This is a genomic window from Bartonella sp. A1379B (genome assembly GCF_002022485.1).
In the GTDB taxonomy this organism is placed as follows: domain Bacteria; phylum Pseudomonadota; class Alphaproteobacteria; order Rhizobiales; family Rhizobiaceae; genus Bartonella; species Bartonella rochalimae.
Genome location: NZ_CP019780.1, coordinates 141,009 through 162,684 on the forward strand (window position 1 = coordinate 141,009; position 21,676 = coordinate 162,684).

The window sequence follows — 21,676 nt, forward strand, 5'->3', positions numbered from 1 at the left end:
CACACTCTATACACTAAAATTTGGGGGACTTAATAATTTTTTAGCAGTATGATTATAACTAAAAGAGTGTTGTGCTTTTGAAGCAGAATGAATACGAAAGTGGGGATACTCATTTTACGAATTACAAGTATATTTTTTATGAATTATAGAAAAGTAGTAGTAGCCGATTGTAAAAAACTGAAGACTTATATTCTAATAGAATATTCAAAAAATCTCATCTTTCGGAAGAATTATACAGCAACAAACTGTTATTACTTTACTCAATTTATTAGCACCAGTTAAGGTGCCGTACTTAATATTATTAATCGATTTATCGATCATCAGAAAGCCTCTGATTAATAAAAATTTAAACACACCACCTAAATCACATAGAATGATATTTACGGCATAGCAAATACCTTAATCAGAGATTTATATTTATCTTACTAGAGCTTTATATTTCTGAATTCTTTTTTTCTGTGATGAACAAGATACAACTTTATCCTCTAATAAAACTGAATGTCTATCTAATCTGTGATGCAGAATTTCATCCTTATTGTTAATTTTTTTAATAAAATACTCCCGATTTGTGTTTACATATTTAGCGATACGTTTTCCTGTTTGTGCATGTTTATAAAAAGTTCCTGGAAGATACTCATCTACTTTATGATAAGGTAAAGGAACTCCTCGTTTACATAAAATACCACTAATATTATCTTGGTGCATTACTTTTAATTTATCAGCTTCGAGATGAAGTTTTTTGGCAAAAAGCAAACTTATAATTCCGCTTTCAGAGGAGTCTGCTTGAAGATTCATTTCCGCCATAGAAAAATAACAATAAGGTAATTGGGCTGCTTCAATGGCTGATTTCACTGTTACTCCCAGTATTTCTGCATTCATATGCGCGAATTTTGTAGTTTCAAACAATATTAAGGATGTTCTATTAGCAATGGTTTGCTGATCAATTATCGCAAAATGAGGGTCATTACCTTCTAGACACATTAGAAATCTAGAAGATGGAATCCCCTGATTGGCTACTTTTTGTATTGATTTCACAAGTTTCTCAGGACTTGTAATGAATTGAAGATTGATCTCTGGACATTTATCATTTTCTTGCTTGACCAACCTAGGCATCATTGTTAAGTCCATATGTGCATAGTTGGCATCGACGAAACTACTATTAGTAATGTCATTTTCTAAATCTGAAATAACACTTTTTAATGCTTTCTTATTGAATAAGATACTTGGTTTTTCTGTTGCTTCATTAGCCTTCGAAGTTTCTAAATGCGTTATGAGCTCTTCCAGTGTTGTACTACTATTTAATGGACTACTGGTTTGAATTGGACCGCTTGCAAAGAGTTCTTGGTTTAGACCGCTGGCTTGGTCTTGTCCGCTGGCTTGGTTTGTAGCCTCCAAAGCTTCTAAACGGGTTATAAGACTTTCTAATGTTGTACCACTATTTAATGGGCTACTGGTTTGAATTGGACCGCTTGCAAAGAGCTCTTGGTTTAGAACGCTGGCTTGGTCTTGATCGTTGGCTTGGATTGTAGTCTCCAAAATCTCTAAATGCGTTATAAGATCTTCTAATGTTGTACTACTGTTTAAGGGACTACTAGTTTGAATTGGACCGCTGGCAAAGAAGGCTTGGTTCAGATCGCTAGCTTGATCTTGACTACTAGCTTGGTCTTGACCATTAGCTTGGTCTGTTAAATCTTTTGATTTAGGCATAATTAATCTCCATTTTAATAATTAATATAAGATAACAGTTTTTTGGGGCTAAAAGATGTTTATATTGGCTTCTTCTGGGCGCCGAAGAGTGAAATTAAGTGTAGTCTTTTGGGTGTACTTCAATATCTTGCTTGCCTTAATGTTATTCTATGTGGAGCCATGTCGTTTTCAAAAGCAATAAACGGCTTAGTTATGAAATTGGCCGTAGTGAATCGCGTGTGAGTTTTTTGCTTTCACGTCTTTATGATTTTGGTTTTATAGTTATGCGGGACTCTAGTAACTTTAAACGGTATTCTTTACGTAATCATAAGACGACTGATTTCATAACAGCTTGTGGTATTGATTTACGTATTCTTGTTGCTCGATATCATGAACTTAAGGAAAAAGTAGACCAAGCACTAGAAACTCAAAAAAAACATGAAGAAGCTTTGCATTGTTTTCGCGGATTAGTGCGGCAAATTAAATCCTCTTACGCCTCAATTGAAGCTACACCATTTGCATCATTGCTCTTTTCTCGAATGCAAAAAATAGTTCAAATTATTGGTTGACCAGCTAAAGCTTCCTTTCATAAATTACAGAAAGCAATTCGTCTTTTTGAGTGGATTTTGAAAAGTTTTTTTCACCAAAAAACACAAAAAACAAGATACAGGCATCTTGCTAGCAAGATACACATAGAATCTACAACCCTTAACTATATTTGTAAGAGTAACAACAAAAAGGAGTGTTCAGAAAAATCTGAACACACTCAAATAACTGACGTGACCTTCGGTCACGATAAAATGGCTTATGAAAAAAAAAGAGAAAGGCAAAAACGAAACTGTACTTCCTCCAAACAACAGCACATTACCTCAAATTAAGCCATATATGTGGATCAGAGCTCTCCCTCATACCGCCTGTATCTCGACAATCGCCTCACTTCCGTAAGAGACTTAATTGGTTCCGTGGGATTCTTAGCCAAAATAATGGGAATTTCCCCTAGTGCCGTCGAAGAAGCTAAAAACACTATGGGATTAGAAAAAACCGCTTTTGCTATGGGAATTATTCTCGAAAAACAGCACAGACAGCTTGTAATTTCACCTGGAGGATATCTCCGTGGAATTATGGCTAAAGAAAAACGTGATGAATTACATCTAGAACGCTCTTTCTATGCTTTGTTAAAGGAAAATGATACGGAAAAACTCAACGAGAAATGTATAGAAAAAAAGAATAAAAAAACACCAAAAAATGAAGAATTTCACGCGTTCAAATCAGAGTTGAACAAAGTCCTAAAAACTTTTAAAATGCCTGAAGCAAAAGAGGTATAGGATATAATCCGTTTGCTTTTTAAAAAACAACTGAACTAAGGATATTACAGAAAGGAATTTTCTATGCAAAAGAAATTACCTAAGAGTTATATGACTGATGCTGAACGCGAAGAATTGCGAGTAGGTGGATTTGATCAGAACTCTATCTATACTGCTGAATCAGAAGCAGCTGCTAAAGCAGATGACAGGCAAGCAGTATGGGAATGGTTAGCAATGGTTGAATTACCTGCTTATTCACTTTTGTTTCTTAAAAGTCAGCGTGGAGCACAATTCATTCGTGATATGGGCTTTATTACCAAAAATGCTGATGAAGAATATGGTCCCGACTGGTTAGATAAAGGCGTTGTCATAGGAGGTTATCATTTCTAAAGAATATGAAAAATTACATTGGATATTATTACAAGAAAATAGCTATGTGCAAAGTATTGAAAAAGTATTGATTATTAAAAATTTACATAGCGCACGGGATAATTTATGTAATTATGTTCGTAATGTTGGAAAGAGTGATGATTTGTCATTACTTCTTGATACAGAACGTGGTATTGTAAAAAATGATCTACTAAGATATGCTAATAGCCAAGGGATGATAAGTAGTCTTAAAACGGCAATATCTGAAATAAATGTTGTTAAAGATCACATAAAACTCGTTTCTAATTCTGAGACATATGACGTGATTAATAGAGGGTATAGTTTCCAAAAATCGTAAAGGTGGTTTACCTTATGATGAAGTACGCCAAGCAATGGCATCTCATTATGCAAGACTAGGAAATTGGGACAAAGCGCGTTTAACAGACATTGAAAAATCAATTCTTAAAGTGCGAAGAGAAAACATAAAAGTAATGCAAAAACTCTACGAAAAGATGCAAGCCAAAGCTATTGGTATAGAACTGTAATCCAATAAAGTGCATAATAAAACTTTTTATATTCATTCATCTTTATATAAAATTGACAAGCTTTTTTCCGTATAGGTCGGTCACTACGGCGCTACATGGGGGCGCGTTCCCTTCCCTATACGCCACTTCGCTTGTTAAATGAGAGGCTATCCGCCTCTCACACTCTCCGGACCGCTCACCAAAATCATGAGATCAGATCCGCGTTTAATGAAGGAACTAACAAGCCTTAGTTCTTAAGGTCAAGGAAACCCTTTCAGGGTGCCTAACGGCATCCTTGACCCAGAACTTAACGGCTTATTATGTCCTTCTTACGCGGCTCCGAAATCATGAATGAAAGGAAGAGCTTCTTCATGCAAATAAATGCTTATATTGTTTATATGTATACGATTATTTATACATAATAAATATTTATTATTTACATATAAAATATGTAATATTTTTAAAAAATTAATAAATAAGTAATAAATATATGATAATTATTTAGTGTTTATTCATTGAATAAGGAATGCCTCATGCCGGTCATTACTATATGTTCAACAAAAGGTGGTGTTGGAAAATCAAATGGCATTAGTGCTAGCTAACGTTTTTGCCAAGGTGGGGTCTAAGGTCAAATTAATTGATGCTGATCCAAATCAACCACTTGTAATGTGGATGAAAAGGTCTATGGATATAATGCCAAATAATATAGAAGTTTCTGGAGATATTACAGAACAGAATATTATTTCATGCATTGATGAAGCTGTAGAGCAATTTCCGTTTGTGATCGTTGATCTTGAAGGTTCTGCTAATCTCGCAGCTTCTTTTGCTATAGGAAGAGCCGATCTTGTTTTAGTTCCTATGAGGAAAAAGCAACTTGATGGAGATCAAATAGGTAAGATCATTGCTTTAATAGAACAACAGAGCCAATTTTTAAAAAGAAAGATACCCTTTCGTATCGTCTTTTCTATGACAAATACTTTAAATAGTCGTGAAGCAGAATATATAGAAAAAACGTTAGAAAAAGCTAATATTCCAGTTTTATCTGCTTCATTAACTGAAAGAGGAGCTTATAGTGCTCTTTTTCAGATAGGGGGATCACTTTTTGATTTATTGCCCTCTGATGTAACTAATCCTAAAGCGGCACAAGAAAATGCAATGGTTTTTGCTAATGCTGTTATAGAAATATTGGAGAGTGAAAACTTATTGAAGGATCAAGTAGCATGACAAAAAGAGCTGAGATTTCATTGCCAAATTTTGAAAATTTAAAACCATTTACAAAAGCGCGAAAGACAAACAAACAAAGCTTGAATGAGATAAGTGAAGAAAATGGTTTTACTACGCGTCACAGCGTAGAAAGAAAACAAGGTAGTGGCCGTAGACGACGTAGTTTAAAAACAGCAAGATTAACCCTTGCACTTGAACCAACAGTAAGAGATAGTTTTTGGTCTTTAGCTGATGATCTTAATGAAGATGGTGGTGATTTTCTTCATCGTCTCATTGAAACTTATGTAAATAATAATTACACACATAATAAATAATAATTATTTATTATTTACATATAAAATATGTAGTAAATATTTAAAGAATATTAAATTGTTATCTTTTACATCATAAAACTTTGTCTTTCAAGTTGTAGAAGGATTCGAGGTGAAAAAAGATGTATTATGACAAAGTGGTCGTACCATGGTTGGATAGTTTTTAAGACTTGCGCTAAATCATAGTTTGTTTGCATAGCTAACCAAGCACGTGCGGTGCTGACACCAGCCATTTCAAGTCTAATAGCTAGATTAGGGCTAATAGCTGCTTTTTCATTGAGAACTCTAGAAAATGCAACACGGGATACACCAAGTCGTTTGGCTGTTTCAGTAACTGATAAACCAAGTTCTGCAATTACATCTTCGCGCAATAATTCACCAGGGTGTGGAGGATTTTTCATCATTGTTAAGCACTCCTTTTTAAGGGTAATCTAGGTAATCGATTAATTCAACATCCATATCGTTAAAGCGAAATATTACATGCTAGTTTCCATAAGAAAATAATTAAGTTAAGCTATTAGGCTTTCCAATGGGATATTAAACTGTTGGTGCAAATTTTTAATCATGCGTAGTGTTAATTTTCTTTTTCCACTCAAGATTTCATAAACGCGATTTAAATGACCAATTGCAGGAACGAGATCTTTAGCACTTAAGTTCATTTGTTCCATTCTAAATTTAATAGCCTCAATAGGATGAGGAGGAGAAACAGGATAGTGTTCTGCTTCATACGCTTCAATTAACAATATAAGAACCTCCATTTGATCAAATTCTTGAGTATTCTCTTTAGGTTGATTGTCAAACATTGCAGACACAATTTCTAAAGCTTCTTGGTAATCTGCTTCAGTGCGGATAGGTTTGATATTCACTTCTTAAGTTCCTTTAGTTCTACAGTATTAGCATCAATCGCATCATACTGTTTATGCGTTCCTATAAATTTTATATAAAGCCAACCTGCTGGATAAAAGATTGAAACAATTAAACGATAGTCATTACCTCTAATATTAAAAACTACCTGATTATTTTTTAATATACTTGCATTTTTATACTTCTCTTTAATGTCATGAGGAGAGCGCCATTGTGCATTTTTAGTTTCATCTACCCATGCTTTTAAAGGTTGTTCAGCATCAGGATATTGAGCCCAAAAAGTTTGAAGCGTGGAGATTTTAACAATTTTCATAAGTGTATCCTGATTTTTATTGATTATAGTACCATTTTGGTACTATGTCAAATATCATAATATTTGATACTTTTCAGAAAGAAGTAAAAAGATGTATCATAAATCATTATTTTATATTATGATACTAATTCTGTATCAGAAACGATTTATGAGACTAAAATGGCTCTTTTAGGATATGCTAGAGTATCAACTAACCATCAGAAATTAGAATTGCAGGTAGCTGAACTTAAAAAGGTTGGGGTACGTGACGATCGTATTTTTACTGATATGATGACAGGAGCTACAGATAAACGTGAAGGCTTACAACGGCTTCTCAACCGTGCCGAGAAAGATGATATAATCATTTGTACAAAAATGGATAGGCTTGGCCGTAATACTGCAGATATGATTCATATTGTTGATGCCTGTTATAAAAAAGGGATTGCTATACGTTTTTTGGAAAATGGTTTGAGTACCGAAGGTACCATGGGAAAAATGATTATTCAGATTTTGGCTGCTGTAGCAGAAGCCGAACGTGCACGTATTTTAGAGCGAACCAATGATGGAAGAGTTGCTGCAATGGCAGCAGGTATAAAATTTGGTCGAAAACCTCATCCAAAGAGAGAGATAGCATTTGCACTGATTAAGCAAGGAGTATCATCTAGAATTGTTAAGGAAAACACAGGAATATCACATGCTACTTATTTCAGATTAAAAAAACAAATAAATGGAATGAAACAAGATAAAATAAAAAGAAAACCAATATTTATTGATAATAAATATCAAATGGATATTGAGGATTTTACCGACAAACTGTCATGAATATTCAGTTGTCCATTCTTAATTTTTAGATTAATTATTTTATATCTTCTCTATAAGGAGGCTTTCACTATGAAAAGAAATTACCAAAAAGTTATATGACCGATGCTGAACGTGAGGAATTGATAGATGCTCATGCTTCTCAAGATTTTATTTGTCTTTGTGAATCACGAGCAGCAGATAAAGCTAATGATAGTAAAGCAGTATGGGAGTGGTTAGCAATGGCAGATCTTCCAGCGCATATACTGTTGTTTCTTAAGTCTCAAAATGGAGCCAAGTTTATTCGTGATATGGGATTTTCTACAAAAAATGCTGATGAAGAATATGGTCCAGAATGGTTAGATAAAGGTGTTGTGATAGGAGGTCATCATTTCTGAGAAAATAAAACGGATTCTAGCACAAGAAGATGTAAGTATACAGATTTGTAATGCCACCTTGGCGATCAAGAAATTACAAGATGTGCGAAGTGATTTATGTAATTATATGTATGATATCAGTAAAAGTGGGGATTTATCGTTACTTCTTGAAGAAGAGCGTTGTTTAGTAGAGAATGATTTTCTTCGATATGCTAATAGCAAAGCTATGGTTGGTAGTCTTAAAACAGCATTAACTGAAATTGGTGTTATTAAGAAGCATTGTGGAGCTTGTTAGCGATCCTATGCAATATAAGATGGTAAATGAGGTTTATAGTTTACCAAAAAATCGCAAAAATGGTTTGCCTTATGACGAAGCACGGCAGGCGATGGCATCCCATTATACACGTTTGGGAAATCTCGATAAATCTCGTTTAACAGACATTGAAAAATCGATTATTGACGCACGCAGAGATAACATGAAAGTGATGCGCAAACTTTACGAAAAAATGCAAGCCAAAGCTATTGGTATAGATCTTTCACACGATAAAGGTCATTCACTTTAAGAAGCCAAAAAGAACAGATACGATGTTTTCGTTAGCACTATCAACTATAGAGAGTAACATAGAAAAGATAAAGTTTAAGGTAAGTAATAGTGAATTAAAATAGCAAAAAAACATAAAATGTTTGCAAATAAACTAGCACCAATAAATATTGTATAAAGCTTTATTTCTTTTGTAAAACTTTTAAGATTTTTATTTATATTCAATTCACTGTTGGATATTTTAAATAATTTTTTTTCATATGATTGTATTTGGTTAGAAATAGAATTTAGATTTTTATTTATTTCTTCATTTATTTCTTTTTTTATGTATGTAGCTGCTTCAGTTATTAACTTTCCTGCCGTTTTTTTTCCTCTTCTACCATAGCATTACGAGCTGTTAGAATATGATTTATCATCATACTTTGTTGCTCATGAAGTGTTTTTAAAGCTGCTTTTAAAACTGTGTCGGATAAAAGGACGGTCATAAGAATTGGATCTTTTGGAGGAATCAATTGATTAAATTCTTTAGCTACTTTTTGCCGAATGGCATCAATATCAATTGACATTTTAAATTCCTGGAATAATAGCTATTTGTTCAAATAGCATGTTTTTAACACGCGCTAAACGGCTTTTAGTCATGATGCTGAATTCGTTTGAATCAGTGATTTCATTAAAAGTTAATTTTTTATCGAGCATTGTTTTGATATCTTCACCAAAAGTACTAGATGTTTGCTGTGGAATTGTAATGATCGCAGAGATTCTATCTTTCGTTTCTTGAAATATTTTCATTTCTTCAAAACTTTTTCCATTTGCGACAATAGGACCAAAAAATTCATTTTTCCAAACAACAATATTAGCTGTGGGGGGAATTTGTGTATAGATAGAAAATAATCCGGTGAGAGTATCCCCCAATGCCTGGCCACCTGTAATAATTGTATGAATGATTACATTTTTTTTAGCAGTAGCCAACATATCAAAAGCTTCATTTTCTTTCAAATAATAGGCTAAAGGTAAAAATGTTGTAGCTCCATTATCAATAACATATTGGCATTTAGAATTAAGTAGTTCTTCCATAAGAGTATCAAAATTACGTGGAATTACTACACTTTGGTCAAGAAGTTTTAGATGCTTTACATTAAAGTTTTTGTAGCTTGCAAAAGTTTGGTTGACTGGATCTGTGTCAATCCCTTTAACTGCTACTTTTCTTTCTAAGAGATACTGCATCATAAGACTGGCTACAAAGGATTTACCTACACCACCTTTCCCTTGTAAGGTCATATGAATGTTACTCATATCATGTCCTCTAGTTTTTTGTTTGTGTTGTGTTCAAATACATGCGGCATTGATTTTTTTTAATAGGATCAACAGAAATAGGGAGAGAGGTTTGGGTTATTATTGCTGCAGGTTTAGTTTTAAAATATTTTCGAACATACGACGCTAAAGCATCATAAGATATATTTAAAGTTGGATTTTTTCTTAAAATTTCTTTTAATGAATACCCTTTTTCAATAAGGCTTAGGATTAAATCTTTGTTGGCTAAAAAAACCACACGCATTTTCCCCCACTCTTTTTTTTGTTTCATTTATTTTCCAAATTTTTCCAAAACTTATAATAACTTTCCAAATCTTACTAAATTTTTCCAAAAAATAAATATTAATATTGGTTTTTATAAAGATTTTTAAAATTTTAATTTTAAAAGTATGACAAGATGTGTAATGTAGCGCTACGCTAAAACATTACATTACTTATTCGCATAAATTCTCAACGTATCTTGCTCTACGAGGTATTATTGCTGCCGCAATTTAAAAGAGGGGGAAAATGGCAAGGCCACGGAAATTTAGATTAAGTGTTTGGTGTACTTCTAGTGAGAAGGAAACCATAGAAGCTTATGCAAAGCAGACAGGTTTATCCATTTCTACTTATTTACGTACTACTGGGCAGATTGAGCCAATAAAAACAGACATTGATTATGGAGCTGTTAAAGACCTTACTAAATTACAAGGTGATTTGGGTCGAGTAGCTGGTTTATTGAAATTATGGTTAGTTACAAATAATGGGAAAGGCGGTGTTCCAAGCGATATAAATCAAATGATGGGTGATTTTCGTCAACTTCAAAAACAAATCTTTGAAAAAATATCTTCTTTATGATTGCTAAACGTATTGAAAGAGAAAAAGCTACATCAAATATGGCGCGTTTAGCTCGTTATATTATGGATATCAGTGGAGGTGTTTTGCCAAGGGATTGGAAACTTATATGTGATTATATTCTTGATAAAGATGTGCAACATAGTAGGAAAGTAGCGGCGATAAGAGTTACAAATTGCTATACAGATGACCCTGTTATGGCCACTGAATTTATTTTAAAAACTCAAAACCAAAATAAAAGATCAAAAGCAGATAAAACATATCATTTGGTTCTATCTTTTCCCACAGGAGAAAGACCAGAAAGAGAAATACTTTATGAGATTGAAGACAAATTTTGTCTCGCTTTAGGTTACAATAAGCATCAGCGAATTTCAGCAATTCATCAAGATACAGATAATTTACATGTTCATATTGCTATTAATAAAATCAATCCTGAAAATTTTCGTAATCATGAGCCTTTTTTTGACAAACGTACATTGATGAAAATGTGTCGTCAAATTGAACAGGAATATGGATTGATTAATACTCCTCACGGTTTTGATCATGAAATAGAACAATATTCCAAAGATAAAAATGATGACAATAAAAAACGGTCAAAAATAAAGAATTTTGAAGATAAGACAGGAACGCAATCTCTCGCGACTTATGTCGGAAATATTATTAAAGAATTTCATTATTCAGACTGGCCAGCACTTCATAAAGATTTTGCAAAACATGGTCTCGTTATTAAAAAAGAGGCAACGGATTAGTTATAGGAGCAACCAATCTTGATTTATGGGTTAAGGCAAGTAGCTGTAATAGAACTCTTTCTTTATCTGCTCTTGAGAAAAAATTAGGCTCCTATCAGAGTATGACGCTAAATGTGCAAAAACAATATACACCTTTCTTTAATGGGAAAAATAATCAAACTAAAGCTCTTTTATATTCTAGGTATGAAAAACAAAAAAAGGCCAGTGATTTAGAAAGGCAAAAACAATATAAAAAGTTATACGCGCAAAAAGTTTTTTTCTATCATCAACTTTCCGTTTGGTACAAACAACAATCTTTTTTACTGAGATTAGCTCCTAAAAATTTTCGTGCTGTAGTACGCAATGCATTAAAACTGCAAAAAAAGCTTCGTCAAAAAGAATTAAGAGAAAGGCAGGCAATAATTAAGAGAAGGCTAATGGAAACTAGATTTCCAACTTGGCGTGATTGGCTTCATCAGCAAGCAAATTCTGGAAATAGAGATGCTGTAGATGTGCTGTGCTCAATGAATGAGCGTTGTGCTTCTTTATCAAATAATTTGCTGACGGCAAAAACTGCTCAAAAGACGGGAAATTTTTTACATAAAAACTTAACTTCTCATTTTATTAAAAACGGAAACATTGTGTACAAAAGTGTTGATGGTGGCGTTGTTGTTGATGCTGGGGAGAAAATTCACGCGCAAAAATTTACTACAGGATCTGCTTACATAGCATTAAATATTGCCATTGAAAAATTTAAAGATCAACCTCTTGTCCTCAACGGAACCGAAAAATTTAAAACAGAAGTTGCTCAATTGGCAGGTATTCATGGTATAAATGCTATATTTTCTGATCCACGTCTTAATATACTTAAAGAAAAGGTAGAAAAGTCTCGTGAAAGCAATATTGATGATCCTATTAAGATATGGCTTAATAAGCGTAATCAATATGCTAAAAATCTTCTACACGTCATGTGGAATGGAGAAGAAGATATTTTAAAATATGTTGGGCGCAGGAGGATTGAAGAAAGAAGTGTTCTCCTTTTTGAGCCTATTAATGCTAAAAAGGTAATTTTTATAAAAGAAGCCTCAAAAAGAGCTTTTATACAAGCTCAATATTGGAAGATAGGTGAAAAAATTAAAGTTACAAAAGATGGCTATCAAAAACTCTCAAACAAAGAAATAGAAATCTAAATATACTTGTTAAAGCCTCTTTATAAGTAAATACGTTGCTTTATAAAAATTTCAGTGAGTAAAAACATATTGTCATCTTCCCATTCAGATAAAAATGATTCATAATAAAAATTATATTGCGTTGTTAGGGGGCATACGTGAAGAAAACAAAAAATCATGAAAAAGAAAAGTCATTAAATCCTTATATTTCAGCACGTAAGGAGTGGATGGAAAGGTATGGTGACTATATTCAAGCTGCCAATAATTGGCGTCTTGCAACCTTTGGAATGATTATTGTGACAGGTATGTCGGTAGGAGCTTTCATTTGGAAAGCAAATGAACAAACTGTTGTTCTTTATATCATACAAACCAATTCAGTTGGTGAAGTAGCACATTTTGCAAAAGCAAATATTGCATCAAAACCCAATGAAACGCACATACGAGCAGCATTGAGAAATTGGTTAATTGGCGCACGCACTGTCTATGTAGATATGAGAGCGGAACAAGATCTTATTAACCAGACATATTCAATGACTTTGCCACAATCACCGGCTTATCGAATGCTTGTTGAATATCATCAACAAAATGATCCTTATTCTCGTTCTGCTAATGAAACAGTCGAAGTTCAAGTGAATGCAGTTATTGCTATTTCTGATGATACTTGGCAAATCGAGTGGACCGAAACGACAAGAGCACGAACTGGTGCTGTTAATGAAACAAAACTCTGGCAAGCTACAGCTACAGTTATTTTAGCAACTCCTAAAACTGAGCAACAGATGATGTCTAATCCAATTGGATTATTCGTTAAACAATTCGCTTGGACGCCGAGACTCTAGCAAATGTAAAATAAATAGCAATAAAACAATGTAGCGGGGATTTTATGTTAAAAAAATGTATTATAGTAACAATAATTGCATTCGTAACATCGACAACAATAGCCAGTGATTTATTATCTAATGTTAGTGTTATTTCACCACAAAAAATCCCTCTTACAGAAAAAGAAGCTTTAGGACTTAAACTTGCTAATCAATGGAAAAATAATCCAACAAAGCCTATTCGTTCTAGTGATGGGAGTGTTAAATATCTGTATGGGGCAACTCTTCCTACGCTTGTTTGCACGCCTTTAGAAATATGTACTATTCAGTTACAAGCTGGTGAAACCATCAATAGTCTTCATGCAGGGGATACAGCTCGATGGAAAATTAGTCCCAGCATAAGTGGAACAGGAGCTACAGAAACAACTTATGTTGTTGTGAAGCCCACAGATGCTGGTTTGACGACAAATCTCTTTATCACAACAGATAGACGGACTTATATGATTAAACTTGCTAGTACTCAAAATTCATCAATTCCTGTTCTCTCTTTTTCTTATCCAGATGATACAGATCAAGATTGGGCTGCTTATAAGGCAGCAACAGATAAACACCGTACTACATTGCCAACAGGGCAAAATATGGCCGCACTTGATTTCAACTTTCATATTACTATAAGTGATCCAAAAATTAAATGGTATCCAAAACGGGTTTATACAGATGGTTTAAAAACCTACATTGAATTGCCTGGTGATGGAATTAGAGGTGAAGCACCTGCTTTAATTGCTATTGGTAACGATGGTCGTCTTTTTAGAAAACCAAGTGAAAAACTAATCAACTACCGCATTATTGGCAATCGATATGTTGTTGATACGGTTATTACCAAAGTTGCCCTTATTTCCGGTGTGGGAAGTCAACAACAAAGAGTAACAATTACAAAGGGGATTTAAATGTCTAAGTATTTCTTATTGCTCTCCTTTGTATTTGTAACTGGTTGTTCTACGATCGGTATTCATAGCAAGCAAACGCCGTTAGTGAATTATATTGATCAAAATATTACGGAAAAAGATATTCAATTTATTGCTCATGATCTTGTTGGTTATCTCAAAGATCCCTTACCGCCAGCATCAACAACATTTATTATAAAGTTAAATAACACACAGGATCCATTTACCCCTCTGCTTATCAGTATTTTACAGCAAAATGGTTACGGTGTCATTTATAATGATCAATTAGAAAAATCCAAAAACACCGGTATAACTTTATCTTATAAAGTGATGCCAATGGATGACGGTATAATATTAGTTGCTCGATATGGTTTAACAGAAGTAACACGTTATTATGTTCATTCAGTAACTGGGGATATTGTATCATCATCAGCCTTTTTAACACGTGTAAATGACGGAGGACAATGATGAAAGAAAAGATAGACTTTTCTTCTGAGAACTCTCCCAATTTTTTTTACTTCAAAATCGGATGGACGACAAATTCGCCGTCTTAACAATATGCCATGGATAGGTGCTATTGTCTTTGCACTTATTGGTATTACTTATACTTTTATATTGCGTCAAAAGACAAACGCCATCATTGTGGAGGATAAAAAACTCCTATTGGTAGATGCAACCCCTTTACCTGTTCGTCCACAAAGCAATGATTATGTTCAGGCAAAATTACCAGAGCGTTCATTATTAGAGCCTACAGAAACATCAAAATTAGTTGACCATTCCTCAGAACAGAAAATATCCGATAAAGTTACTAATGAAACAGAAGAAGCACAAAAAAGATTTTTAATACATCTTACAGAACGGCGTTTAACTAAAATGGAAGCTGCTTTAGACGCTGATTCTGCGATTTCCTTTACACTGAACACAAAACCAACACTTGCTTCTAAAACTCAAAATAATAATTCTCAAACAAAAAATCCTGAAAGTTTATTTAATAGATATGGAGTAGAGAAAAACTCACTATCATATCAAGGAAACGGTATAGTTGATCCTAATATGCAAGAGCAAAAAATTGCTTTTTTATCACGGTCTTCTGATGCTGATGTTTATCTAAAAAATACACACCAAGAAGCTATTAAAGCAAATCTGGAAATTAAAGCAGGAACAATTATTCCTAGTGTTATGATTAGTGGTGTGAATAGTGATCTTCCTGGACAAATTATAGCACAAGTAAAAGAAAGCGTTTATGACTCCGCTACTGGACAAAATGTTTTAATACCTATTGGATCAAGACTTGTTGGCACCTATGATAGTTGTGTCGCAACGGGTCAAAAACGTGCACTCATTGCCTGGTCTCGAGTTATTTATCCTGATGGTTCTTCTTTGTCTCTTGGAAATATGCCTGGAGTTGATCAGTCTGGTTATGCGGGATTCAGGACAAAGTAGATAACCATTATCTAAAAGTTTTTGGAAATGCTCTCTTACTTTCTGTTATTTCTGGTGCTTCGCAATTATCACAAAATTCAAGTAAGACAAGTCATGTTAATAGTAATACTGAAACGGTCAAGGAAATGTTAGCTGCTGAACTTGGAAGACAATGGGGTGAGGTTGGTATGGAAATGACGAGAAAAAACCTCAATATTCAGCCAACAATCACTATCCGTCCTGGTTATAATTTTAATGTTATGGTCACAAAGGATATTATTTTACCTGCATGGCAAGGCCATCCAATGGCAATTCTTCCTCTAAAATAAAGAATAAATATTTATTATATAGAGGTTTACAAGAATTTCCGTTTTTTAGCGTGAGAAGGAAGTGAAGACGACAAAGTCTTTTAAAAATACGTTTTGTGGCTTCAGATGCATTTTCAATGATTGAAAGTAATAAATGAGAAGGAGCATCTATAAAATATTGTTTGCCTATTTTAAAAAAGTAATTGAATTTTACATTCTTTGTGCATACTTAATAAGTATATTTATGGTAAGAGGATTTTTCTATGACTTCACTAACGGTTACGGCAAAAGGACAAATTACGCTAAAGCGAGAGCTACTACAGCACCTTGGTATTAAACCAGGTGAGCGGATTAACTTTGACAAATTGCCAGGTGGTGAACTTCGTATAAAGGCAGCACAACCCACAATTACGATTGATAGCTTTATCGGACGGTTTGCTGGAAAAGTAAAAAAGACACTGACTATTGAAGAGATGAACGAAATTACTGCTTCTAGTTGGGCAGGAAAAAAATGAAGATTGCTGTAGATACAAATGTTTTAGCTCGTGCAGTTTTACAAGATGATAAAAAACAGGGTGAAGTGGCAAGCAAGATTTTAAGAGAAGCTTCTTTAATAGCTATTTCCTTACCTTGTTTATGCGAACTTGTTTGGATACTTCGTCGAGGTGCAAAATTATCAAAAGAAGATGTCGCTGGGATGCTACGTGATTTGCTAGCAACGAGTAATATAGTAATGAATCGACCAGCTGTTGAAGCGGGGATTGCTATTCTTGAAGCTGGTGGGGATTTTGCTGATGGGATCATATCCTATGAGGGTAATAGGCTTGGTGGTGAAACCTTTGTTTCATTTGATAAATTAGCGATTGACTTATTAATACAAAACGGAAAATCTGCAAAGCTCCTTTAGTAATTGAAACTATAGCTTATTTAAGTTCTGCGAAAGAAGAGGCTACTATATAAATATAGATGGAGCAAGGAAGGTTAGGCTTCCAAAAAGTCCTCATTATCATTAATTAAACAATAAATATTTATTATTTACGTACAAAATATATAGTAAATATTTAAAAAGTATTTAAATATTATCATTTGTGTCATAAAAGTTTGTTTTTTAGGTTAGGATGGATGTTCATTATACATCAACGGCAGATTTCTACAAAGAAGCTATCAGTGTTGATCTTACAAATGATAAAGATTTTTCTCTTTAGAAAACCAAAGTGGGGATAAACTCTATTAGATAGGTATTTTTTATTGATCAGATTCATCTTGTAGATTAACATTCAAATTTTGCTGTATACGGGGATTTAAGCGTTACATTGGGGGTAATTTATCCATAACTGCATTGAAAAATAAGACGGATTCTGAACAAAGGAGACGGCTTATTGAGAAAATGTATTTTGAATTTGGGCAGCAGGTATGCAGTTATCTGCGAGATCCAACAGTTATAGAGATTATGCTGAACCCTTATGGAACTTTATGGGTTGAACATTTAGGTGAAGCAAAAAAAGCAGTAGGGATGATGGAAGCCCATTGAGCTGAAGCTGTAATGGGAACAGTAGCCACTTCTCTTGGTACTCAAATCACTAAAGAATGTCCTATTCTTGAATGCGAACTTCCGATAGATGGAAGCCGTTTTGAGGCGGTAATCCTACCCATTGTTGCAGCACCAGCATTTACAATTCGGAAAAAAGCAACACAGATTTTTACGTTAGATGACTATGTTGAAAAGAATATTCTTACTCCACAGCAGAGATTGCTTTTAAAGTGTGCAGTGAAAAATCACAAAAATATTCTTGTTGTTGGTGGAACAGGAACGGGGAAGACAACTTTAACAAACGCAATCCTCAAAGAAATGACCGATACCTTTCCGGAAGAGCGTTTTGTGATTATTGAGGATACTGCTGAGCTTCAATGTGCTGCGCCCAATACAGTAACATTTCGTGCTGTTGAATATATAGATATGACGCGATTACTTAAAGTAACGATGCGTATGGCTCCTGATCGCATTATTGTTGGTGAAGTAAGAGATGGTGCGGCTTTAGCTCTTTTAAAAAGATGGAATACAGGTCATCCAGGGGGCATAGCAACGGTTCATGCTAATGATGCTTCAACTGGTTTAACAAGAATTCAACAATTAATAGCAGAAGCAACGATTGCTCCTATGCAACAACTGATTGCTGAAACAATTGATGTCGTTTTAAGTGTTGAGAAAATTTCTTCTGTCCGAAAGGTTAAAGAAATTATTGAAGTGTGTGGATACGATCACACAGCCAATAAATATGTAACCAATCTCATTTATTAAAGGGAAAAATGATGCACTTATCCTCAATTTATAAAAAGAATAATTCTTATAATCAAATGATAATTTTATACGCTGTAGGAGTTTTTGTTCTCTTATTTTTTCTTTTGGGAGATATGGCTTATGCCTCTGATGCGACAGCTGGAGGAGGTGTAGCTTTACCCTGGGAAACACCTCTTGAAAAACTAAGGAAATCAGTTTCAGGACCTGTTGCTTTTGCTGTTTCCTTAATGGGACTTGTGGCGGGTGGAATTGCTTTGATTTTTGGGGGTGAAATTGGCGAATTTGTGAAGCGAATTATTTATCTTGTTCTTGTTATTAGTGTTATTGTTTTTGCGAACACTCTTCTTACCGGCGCTCTCTTTTCTGGTGCTGTTGTGCCTGCAAATGTGTTGGTTGGAGGATTATAATGGGGGGTAAAAGACAAACGCAATTATTTCGTTCTCTTCATCGTCCTCAACAAATTATGGGGGAGATGGGGAATTAATGCTTCTTTCGATGCTTTTGACTGGTATTCTTATTGTTTCGGCCATGAATATTGTTGCGGCTAGTGTTGGTCTTTGTATTTGGTTTATTTGTCTTTATGTGCTGCGAAGAATGGCAAAATTTGATCCTATTTTGTCTCGAATTTATATTCGTCAATTGAAATATCGTCGCTATTATGCGCCTTTTTCAACGCCCTTTCGTGTTGCACAGTCAGTAAGACCTTATTAATGCTTAAATTAAAACATTTTCGTTCATCCTTAGCAGGTCTTCCTGATCTTTTGAATTTTGCTGCATTGATTGATGATGGCATTGTTTTAGGCAAAGATGGTTCTTTGTTAGCTGGTTTTTTTCTTCGTGGGAATGATCCCATGTCAGCGACAGATACAGATACAGAAAGAAATTATATAACGGGACTAGTGAATACATATCTTTCTCGTTTTCATTCAGGATGGGCCATATGGGTGGATGCTATCCGTGTAGAGTCTCCCGGTTATCCGGATGCAACATTATCACATTTTCCAGATCCTATTACGGCGTTGATTGATGCAGAACGACGCTCTTACTTCAAGCGCAGTGAGATGCATTATGAAACAGAATATGCTTTGTTGATCCAGTATCTTCCTCCGACACGCAAATCATCTAAGTTAGGGGAAATCGTCTATGACGATGATACGGTTGAAACGACAACTCCTGCTGAGCGTTTGCTAGAAGAATTTAAAAAGAAAATAGAGGATCTCTTTATTGGTCTTGGTGATCTTCTTAAAATGCATCGCATGAAAACTGTCACTCTGAACAATGGTGCAGAAACTTATCAAAGTGATCAGCTTGTTAATTATTTACATTATGCCATTAATGGGGAAGCCGTTACTCTTCGAATACCCGATTGCCCCATGTATTTGGATTCATGGCTTGGTTATACTGATTTATGGCCAGGAGATACACCACGGCTTGGAGATAAATTTATTGCCTGTATTTCGATCGATGGTTTTCCAGCAGCCAGTTATCCGGGTATCTTAGACATTCTTGATGGTTTACCTTTGCATTATAGATGGTCAAGCCGCTTTATCTTTATGGATCAGCATGAAGCTATTACAGCCTTAAATAAATACCGATTGAAATGGTAGCAAAAAGTCAGAGGATTTTTTTCTCAAGTTTTTAAAACCAATAAGGGAACTATTAATATGGACGCTTTGTTGATGACACAACAAGCGGAAGCTGTCATGATGAAGCACGATCAGGTCTTGTTGCTTATGGTTATTATTCTCCGACTATTGTTTTAATGCATGAAGATCGTGAAGTTTTGACCGAAAATGCCAGACTGGTAAAACGGGAAGTTGAACATAAAGGCTTTTCTGCGCGCATTGAAACACTTAATACAATGGAGGCGTGGTTAGGATCCATTGCTGGACAAACTATCCGAATATTCGACGGCCATTAATTAATACGCAAAATCTTGCTGATATGTTACCTCTTTCGAGTGTATGTCCAGGATTGCAAAATAATCCTTGCCCTCTTTATCCTGATAATTCTCCTGCTTTATCTCAAGTAGTTACAACAGGGGCAACTCCTTTTCGTCTTAATTTGCATGTTGATGATGTTGGCCACACTCTTGTTTTTGGACCAACTGGTGCAGGAAAATCAACTCTTCTTGCTTTTTTACTTGCGCAATCATGTCGTTATTGGTCAAAAGCAGTAGATAAGAGTGGTAAGCACCTTCCTGCGCATATAACAGCTTTTGATAAAGGGTGTTCCTTATTTACTTTGTGTCATGCTGTAAGTGGCCGTCACTATGATATTGGAGAAAGTGATAGCAGTTTGAATGCTCTTATGCCTTTAGCAGATGTTGATACGGATGCCGATAATCTCTGGGCTCAAGAATGGGTTTCAATTTGTTATGAACTTCAGACAGGACTTGCTCCAACACCAAAACAAAAAATGGAAATTCATCGTGCAATGCAACAAATGAAGCAGACGCCTAAGCATATGCGTTCATTAGGCAATTTTGTCACGACAGTTCAGGATAAGGAAATTCATCAAGCTCTTTTGCATTACACACTTTCTGGTGCTATGGGGCATTTATTGGATGGTAAGAAACCACTTGAAGAAGAGCACAATTTCGTTGTTTACGAAATTGATGAATTGATGAAGTTAGGAGATAAAAATGCTTTACCAGTTTTGCTTTATCTTTTTAGGCGTTTTGAAAAAAGTTTAAAAGGACAACCATCTATTCTCTCGCTAGATGAAGCATGGATTATGCTTGGCCATCCTGTTTTTCGTGAAAAAAATTCGTGAATGGTTGAAAGAATTGCGTAAAAAGAATTATCTTGTCCTTATGGCTACGCAAAGTTTATCAGATACAGCACGTTCTGGTATTCTTGATGTTCTTCTTGAACAATATCCTACAAAAATTCTCCTGCCTAATGAGGAAGCAGAGACGAAGGTACTGATGGTATTTCGGGAGTGATAGATTTCTAGAGAATGATTGGTCTGAACGACAAAGAAATTCAAATTATAAAAACAGCCAAAAAGAAAAGGCAGTATTACTATAAGTCTGTTCTTGGTCGTCGCCTTTTTGATTTAGGATTAGGAGAGATTGTTCTCTCTTTTGTAGCGGTTTCTAGTAAGGAAAATCTTTCTGAAATACAAAAACGTATCATTGCAAATTTGCAGGTGTGATGCATTATGAAAGTATTTTTTATGGTTGATATAAAATGAATTTTTTAGGGTGAAGAAAAAATTATTCATTTATACACTTGCCATTTGGTTTATGTGCTCCATCTAAAGGACAAATTGTTCTTTATTGAAAATGATTTTTATCGAAGGAAGGATCGCATTGCTCTCTGATAGAGAGGACAGAGTAATTTCAAATTTTTATTGATTTATTTTAAGACTTTAGGATGGAAAGGTTTTAGGCCTTTTGTGAAATTCAGAGTTTTAAAATGATACCACAATAGATTTCGGCATTGGCGGGGTAGCTTTCAGATTTTTATGAATTTTTTAGTACGCAAAAGTGGTTTTGCGGAGGGGTTGCTTTTGCTCTTTTTTGTGAGGCTGGGCTTTGTTTTTAGCATTG

At 34.6% G+C, this 21,676-nt stretch carries 35 protein-coding genes and 2 pseudogenes; 30 read left to right on the plus strand and 7 right to left on the minus strand.

Translation table 11 applies throughout. The features are described 5' to 3' along the window. Positions 1-417: 417 nt before the first annotated feature. Positions 418-1,707, minus strand: a complete 1,290-nt coding sequence (locus BA1379B_RS00620) for a YopJ/AvrA family T3SS effector serine/threonine acetyltransferase (protein ID WP_078674135.1) — start codon at positions 1,705-1,707, stop codon at positions 418-420. A 149-nt stretch (positions 1,708-1,856) separates the two neighbouring features. Here BA1379B_RS00620 and BA1379B_RS06880 point away from each other — a divergent pair, with 149 nt between their 5' ends. From BA1379B_RS06880 to BA1379B_RS00645, 7 genes are all read left to right on the plus strand, one after another. After that, entirely contained in the window at positions 1,857-2,255 is a 399-nt protein-coding gene (locus tag BA1379B_RS06880) for a helix-turn-helix domain-containing protein (protein WP_236829048.1), read from the plus strand. A gap of 318 nt (positions 2,256-2,573) precedes the next feature. Further along, complete coding sequence (gene repC, locus BA1379B_RS06885; RefSeq protein WP_236829049.1) at positions 2,574-3,011, plus strand: replication initiation protein RepC; 438 nt, start codon at positions 2,574-2,576, stop codon at positions 3,009-3,011. A gap of 63 nt (positions 3,012-3,074) precedes the next feature. Then, on the plus strand, positions 3,075-3,380 hold the full coding sequence (locus BA1379B_RS00630; RefSeq protein WP_078673556.1) for a hypothetical protein: 306 nt from the start codon (positions 3,075-3,077) through the stop codon (positions 3,378-3,380). Positions 3,381-3,426: 46 nt separating this feature from the next. Beyond that, positions 3,427-3,717, plus strand: a complete 291-nt coding sequence (locus tag BA1379B_RS06890; RefSeq protein ID WP_236829050.1) for a hypothetical protein — start codon at positions 3,427-3,429, stop codon at positions 3,715-3,717. 34 nt (positions 3,718-3,751) lie between these two features. After that, positions 3,752-3,904, plus strand: coding sequence for a hypothetical protein (locus tag BA1379B_RS06895; RefSeq protein WP_236829051.1), 153 nt, complete (start codon positions 3,752-3,754; stop codon positions 3,902-3,904). A 561-nt stretch (positions 3,905-4,465) separates the two neighbouring features. Next, the gene (locus BA1379B_RS00640; protein WP_236829052.1) at positions 4,466-5,107 is read left to right on the plus strand and encodes a ParA family protein; all 642 of its coding nucleotides are present in this window, start codon (positions 4,466-4,468) and stop codon (positions 5,105-5,107) included. After that, positions 5,104-5,421, plus strand: a complete 318-nt coding sequence (locus BA1379B_RS00645; RefSeq protein WP_078692286.1) for a hypothetical protein — start codon at positions 5,104-5,106, stop codon at positions 5,419-5,421. Before BA1379B_RS00640 ends, BA1379B_RS00645 begins: the two co-directional genes overlap by 4 nt. 65 nt (positions 5,422-5,486) lie before the next feature. Here BA1379B_RS00645 and BA1379B_RS00650 read toward each other — a convergent pair whose 3' ends face one another. The 3 genes from BA1379B_RS00650 to BA1379B_RS00660 all read right to left on the minus strand — a co-directional run bounded on the left by BA1379B_RS00650 (position 5,487) and on the right by BA1379B_RS00660 (position 6,595). After that, positions 5,487-5,822 (minus strand): HigA family addiction module antitoxin, encoded by a 336-nt coding sequence (locus BA1379B_RS00650; RefSeq protein ID WP_236829053.1) that lies wholly within the window; start codon positions 5,820-5,822, stop codon positions 5,487-5,489. A 105-nt stretch (positions 5,823-5,927) separates the two neighbouring features. After that, on the minus strand, positions 5,928-6,284 hold the full coding sequence (locus tag BA1379B_RS00655; RefSeq protein WP_078673558.1) for a helix-turn-helix domain-containing protein: 357 nt from the start codon (positions 6,282-6,284) through the stop codon (positions 5,928-5,930). Beyond that, positions 6,281-6,595: a type II toxin-antitoxin system HigB family toxin gene (locus BA1379B_RS00660; RefSeq protein WP_078673559.1), complete on the minus strand. Its 315-nt coding sequence runs from the start codon at positions 6,593-6,595 to the stop codon at positions 6,281-6,283. Before BA1379B_RS00660 ends, BA1379B_RS00655 begins: the two co-directional genes overlap by 4 nt. 159 nt (positions 6,596-6,754) lie before the next feature. Between BA1379B_RS00660 and BA1379B_RS00665 the strand changes: the two genes are divergently transcribed. From BA1379B_RS00665 to BA1379B_RS00675, 4 genes are all read left to right on the plus strand, one after another. After that, positions 6,755-7,396, plus strand: coding sequence for a recombinase family protein (locus tag BA1379B_RS00665; protein ID WP_078673560.1), 642 nt, complete (start codon positions 6,755-6,757; stop codon positions 7,394-7,396). A 95-nt stretch (positions 7,397-7,491) separates the two neighbouring features. After that, entirely contained in the window at positions 7,492-7,770 is a 279-nt protein-coding gene (locus tag BA1379B_RS00670; protein ID WP_078673561.1) for a hypothetical protein, read from the plus strand. A gap of 106 nt (positions 7,771-7,876) precedes the next feature. After that, positions 7,877-8,044 carry a hypothetical protein gene (locus BA1379B_RS06900; RefSeq protein ID WP_235692207.1) on the plus strand — a complete coding sequence of 56 codons (168 nt, stop codon included), beginning with the start codon at positions 7,877-7,879 and terminating at the stop codon, positions 8,042-8,044. Continuing rightward, positions 8,031-8,312 carry a hypothetical protein gene (locus tag BA1379B_RS00675; RefSeq protein WP_236829054.1) on the plus strand — a complete coding sequence of 94 codons (282 nt, stop codon included), beginning with the start codon at positions 8,031-8,033 and terminating at the stop codon, positions 8,310-8,312. The genes BA1379B_RS06900 and BA1379B_RS00675 overlap by 14 nt, the downstream gene beginning before the upstream one ends. A 325-nt stretch (positions 8,313-8,637) precedes the next feature. Here BA1379B_RS00675 and BA1379B_RS06905 read toward each other — a convergent pair whose 3' ends face one another. From BA1379B_RS06905 to BA1379B_RS00690, 3 genes are read right to left on the minus strand one after another with little or no spacing between them, the layout of a single operon-like run. Further along, the gene (locus BA1379B_RS06905; protein WP_236829055.1) at positions 8,638-8,856 is read right to left on the minus strand and encodes a hypothetical protein; all 219 of its coding nucleotides are present in this window, start codon (positions 8,854-8,856) and stop codon (positions 8,638-8,640) included. 1 nt (position 8,857) lies between these two features. Then, complete coding sequence (locus BA1379B_RS00685; RefSeq protein WP_078692287.1) at positions 8,858-9,583, minus strand: nucleotide-binding protein; 726 nt, start codon at positions 9,581-9,583, stop codon at positions 8,858-8,860. A 10-nt stretch (positions 9,584-9,593) separates the two neighbouring features. Further along, a complete protein-coding gene (locus BA1379B_RS00690; protein WP_236829056.1) occupies positions 9,594-9,872 on the minus strand; it encodes a TraK family protein in 279 nt (92 codons plus the stop codon). Between the two features lie 236 nt (positions 9,873-10,108). Here BA1379B_RS00690 and BA1379B_RS00695 point away from each other — a divergent pair, with 236 nt between their 5' ends. The 19 genes and pseudogenes from BA1379B_RS00695 to BA1379B_RS06945 all read left to right on the plus strand — a co-directional run bounded on the left by BA1379B_RS00695 (position 10,109) and on the right by BA1379B_RS06945 (position 21,279). After that, complete coding sequence (locus BA1379B_RS00695) at positions 10,109-10,438, plus strand: plasmid mobilization protein (RefSeq protein WP_078692288.1); 330 nt, start codon at positions 10,109-10,111, stop codon at positions 10,436-10,438. Beyond that, positions 10,435-11,184 (plus strand): TraI/MobA(P) family conjugative relaxase, encoded by a 750-nt coding sequence (gene traI / locus BA1379B_RS06910; protein ID WP_236829057.1) that lies wholly within the window; start codon positions 10,435-10,437, stop codon positions 11,182-11,184. The genes BA1379B_RS00695 and traI overlap by 4 nt, the downstream gene beginning before the upstream one ends. 2 nt (positions 11,185-11,186) lie before the next feature. Then, a pseudogene (locus tag BA1379B_RS07140) lies at positions 11,187-11,231 on the plus strand (hypothetical protein); the annotation flags it as partial. Between the two features lie 54 nt (positions 11,232-11,285). Then, entirely contained in the window at positions 11,286-12,353 is a 1,068-nt protein-coding gene (locus BA1379B_RS06915; protein WP_236829058.1) for an LPD7 domain-containing protein, read from the plus strand. 137 nt (positions 12,354-12,490) lie between these two features. Beyond that, positions 12,491-13,168, plus strand: a complete 678-nt coding sequence (locus tag BA1379B_RS00705) for a VirB8/TrbF family protein (protein WP_078692289.1) — start codon at positions 12,491-12,493, stop codon at positions 13,166-13,168. A 44-nt stretch (positions 13,169-13,212) separates the two neighbouring features. Beyond that, the gene (gene trbG / locus BA1379B_RS00710) at positions 13,213-14,094 is read left to right on the plus strand and encodes a P-type conjugative transfer protein TrbG (RefSeq protein ID WP_078692290.1); all 882 of its coding nucleotides are present in this window, start codon (positions 13,213-13,215) and stop codon (positions 14,092-14,094) included. After that, complete coding sequence (locus BA1379B_RS00715) at positions 14,095-14,559, plus strand: hypothetical protein (RefSeq protein WP_035006317.1); 465 nt, start codon at positions 14,095-14,097, stop codon at positions 14,557-14,559. Positions 14,560-15,270: 711 nt separating this feature from the next. Further along, positions 15,271-15,842, plus strand: a pseudogene (locus tag BA1379B_RS06920) (TrbI/VirB10 family protein). A 242-nt stretch (positions 15,843-16,084) separates the two neighbouring features. After that, positions 16,085-16,336 (plus strand): AbrB/MazE/SpoVT family DNA-binding domain-containing protein, encoded by a 252-nt coding sequence (locus BA1379B_RS00725; protein WP_035006316.1) that lies wholly within the window; start codon positions 16,085-16,087, stop codon positions 16,334-16,336. Continuing rightward, entirely contained in the window at positions 16,333-16,728 is a 396-nt protein-coding gene (locus BA1379B_RS00730; RefSeq protein WP_035006315.1) for a type II toxin-antitoxin system VapC family toxin, read from the plus strand. The genes BA1379B_RS00725 and BA1379B_RS00730 overlap by 4 nt, the downstream gene beginning before the upstream one ends. A 432-nt stretch (positions 16,729-17,160) precedes the next feature. Then, positions 17,161-17,352 (plus strand): hypothetical protein, encoded by a 192-nt coding sequence (locus BA1379B_RS06925; protein ID WP_236829059.1) that lies wholly within the window; start codon positions 17,161-17,163, stop codon positions 17,350-17,352. 12 nt (positions 17,353-17,364) lie between these two features. Continuing rightward, positions 17,365-18,120 carry a P-type conjugative transfer ATPase TrbB gene (gene trbB / locus BA1379B_RS00735; protein WP_236829060.1) on the plus strand — a complete coding sequence of 252 codons (756 nt, stop codon included), beginning with the start codon at positions 17,365-17,367 and terminating at the stop codon, positions 18,118-18,120. 8 nt (positions 18,121-18,128) lie between these two features. Continuing rightward, positions 18,129-18,527 (plus strand): TrbC/VirB2 family protein, encoded by a 399-nt coding sequence (locus BA1379B_RS00740; protein ID WP_235692197.1) that lies wholly within the window; start codon positions 18,129-18,131, stop codon positions 18,525-18,527. A 76-nt stretch (positions 18,528-18,603) separates the two neighbouring features. Beyond that, positions 18,604-18,831 carry a conjugal transfer protein TrbD gene (gene trbD / locus BA1379B_RS00745; RefSeq protein ID WP_235692196.1) on the plus strand — a complete coding sequence of 76 codons (228 nt, stop codon included), beginning with the start codon at positions 18,604-18,606 and terminating at the stop codon, positions 18,829-18,831. Then, positions 18,831-19,727, plus strand: a complete 897-nt coding sequence (locus BA1379B_RS07075; RefSeq protein ID WP_250638177.1) for a hypothetical protein — start codon at positions 18,831-18,833, stop codon at positions 19,725-19,727. The genes trbD and BA1379B_RS07075 overlap by 1 nt, the downstream gene beginning before the upstream one ends. 146 nt (positions 19,728-19,873) lie before the next feature. Then, positions 19,874-20,041 (plus strand): hypothetical protein, encoded by a 168-nt coding sequence (locus tag BA1379B_RS07080; protein ID WP_335617760.1) that lies wholly within the window; start codon positions 19,874-19,876, stop codon positions 20,039-20,041. Further along, positions 19,990-20,895 carry a hypothetical protein gene (locus BA1379B_RS06935; RefSeq protein WP_236829061.1) on the plus strand — a complete coding sequence of 302 codons (906 nt, stop codon included), beginning with the start codon at positions 19,990-19,992 and terminating at the stop codon, positions 20,893-20,895. The genes BA1379B_RS07080 and BA1379B_RS06935 overlap by 52 nt, the downstream gene beginning before the upstream one ends. Next, a complete protein-coding gene (locus BA1379B_RS06940; RefSeq protein WP_235692193.1) occupies positions 20,879-21,067 on the plus strand; it encodes a hypothetical protein in 189 nt (62 codons plus the stop codon). Before BA1379B_RS06935 ends, BA1379B_RS06940 begins: the two co-directional genes overlap by 17 nt. Positions 21,068-21,081: 14 nt before the next feature. Beyond that, positions 21,082-21,279, plus strand: coding sequence for a hypothetical protein (locus BA1379B_RS06945; RefSeq protein ID WP_235692192.1), 198 nt, complete (start codon positions 21,082-21,084; stop codon positions 21,277-21,279). The last annotated feature ends 397 nt before the right edge of the window (positions 21,280-21,676 follow it).

Bases quoted from the DNA above. Each gene is read 5' to 3' on its own strand.
- trbD (WP_235692196.1), top strand. From the start codon at position 18,604: ATGCTTCTTTCGATGCTTTTGACTGGTATTCTTATTGTTTCGGCCATG.
- BA1379B_RS07075 (WP_250638177.1), top strand. From the start codon at position 18,831: ATGCTTAAATTAAAACATTTTCGTTCATCCTTAGCAGGTCTTCCTGAT.
- BA1379B_RS06900 (WP_235692207.1), top strand. From the start codon at position 7,877: ATGTATGATATCAGTAAAAGTGGGGATTTATCGTTACTTCTTGAAGAA.
- BA1379B_RS00725 (WP_035006316.1), top strand. From the start codon at position 16,085: ATGACTTCACTAACGGTTACGGCAAAAGGACAAATTACGCTAAAGCGA.
- BA1379B_RS00660 (WP_078673559.1), bottom strand. From the start codon at position 6,595: ATGAAAATTGTTAAAATCTCCACGCTTCAAACTTTTTGGGCTCAATAT.
- trbG (WP_078692290.1), top strand. From the start codon at position 13,213: ATGTTAAAAAAATGTATTATAGTAACAATAATTGCATTCGTAACATCG.
- BA1379B_RS00695 (WP_078692288.1), top strand. From the start codon at position 10,109: ATGGCAAGGCCACGGAAATTTAGATTAAGTGTTTGGTGTACTTCTAGT.
- BA1379B_RS00645 (WP_078692286.1), top strand. From the start codon at position 5,104: ATGACAAAAAGAGCTGAGATTTCATTGCCAAATTTTGAAAATTTAAAA.
- BA1379B_RS00730 (WP_035006315.1), top strand. From the start codon at position 16,333: ATGAAGATTGCTGTAGATACAAATGTTTTAGCTCGTGCAGTTTTACAA.
- traI (WP_236829057.1), top strand. From the start codon at position 10,435: ATGATTGCTAAACGTATTGAAAGAGAAAAAGCTACATCAAATATGGCG.
- BA1379B_RS00630 (WP_078673556.1), top strand. From the start codon at position 3,075: ATGCAAAAGAAATTACCTAAGAGTTATATGACTGATGCTGAACGCGAA.
- BA1379B_RS00715 (WP_035006317.1), top strand. From the start codon at position 14,095: ATGTCTAAGTATTTCTTATTGCTCTCCTTTGTATTTGTAACTGGTTGT.
- BA1379B_RS06880 (WP_236829048.1), top strand. From the start codon at position 1,857: ATGTGGAGCCATGTCGTTTTCAAAAGCAATAAACGGCTTAGTTATGAA.
- BA1379B_RS06915 (WP_236829058.1), top strand. From the start codon at position 11,286: ATGACGCTAAATGTGCAAAAACAATATACACCTTTCTTTAATGGGAAA.
- BA1379B_RS00665 (WP_078673560.1), top strand. From the start codon at position 6,755: ATGGCTCTTTTAGGATATGCTAGAGTATCAACTAACCATCAGAAATTA.
- BA1379B_RS00620 (WP_078674135.1), bottom strand. From the start codon at position 1,707: ATGCCTAAATCAAAAGATTTAACAGACCAAGCTAATGGTCAAGACCAA.
- BA1379B_RS00640 (WP_236829052.1), top strand. From the start codon at position 4,466: ATGGCATTAGTGCTAGCTAACGTTTTTGCCAAGGTGGGGTCTAAGGTC.
- BA1379B_RS00690 (WP_236829056.1), bottom strand. From the start codon at position 9,872: ATGAAACAAAAAAAAGAGTGGGGGAAAATGCGTGTGGTTTTTTTAGCC.
- BA1379B_RS06945 (WP_235692192.1), top strand. From the start codon at position 21,082: ATGATTGGTCTGAACGACAAAGAAATTCAAATTATAAAAACAGCCAAA.
- trbB (WP_236829060.1), top strand. From the start codon at position 17,365: ATGGGAACAGTAGCCACTTCTCTTGGTACTCAAATCACTAAAGAATGT.
- BA1379B_RS00650 (WP_236829053.1), bottom strand. From the start codon at position 5,822: ATGATGAAAAATCCTCCACACCCTGGTGAATTATTGCGCGAAGATGTA.
- BA1379B_RS06895 (WP_236829051.1), top strand. From the start codon at position 3,752: ATGGCATCTCATTATGCAAGACTAGGAAATTGGGACAAAGCGCGTTTA.
- BA1379B_RS06905 (WP_236829055.1), bottom strand. From the start codon at position 8,856: ATGTCAATTGATATTGATGCCATTCGGCAAAAAGTAGCTAAAGAATTT.
- BA1379B_RS00740 (WP_235692197.1), top strand. From the start codon at position 18,129: ATGATGCACTTATCCTCAATTTATAAAAAGAATAATTCTTATAATCAA.
- BA1379B_RS00670 (WP_078673561.1), top strand. From the start codon at position 7,492: ATGACCGATGCTGAACGTGAGGAATTGATAGATGCTCATGCTTCTCAA.
- BA1379B_RS00685 (WP_078692287.1), bottom strand. From the start codon at position 9,583: ATGAGTAACATTCATATGACCTTACAAGGGAAAGGTGGTGTAGGTAAA.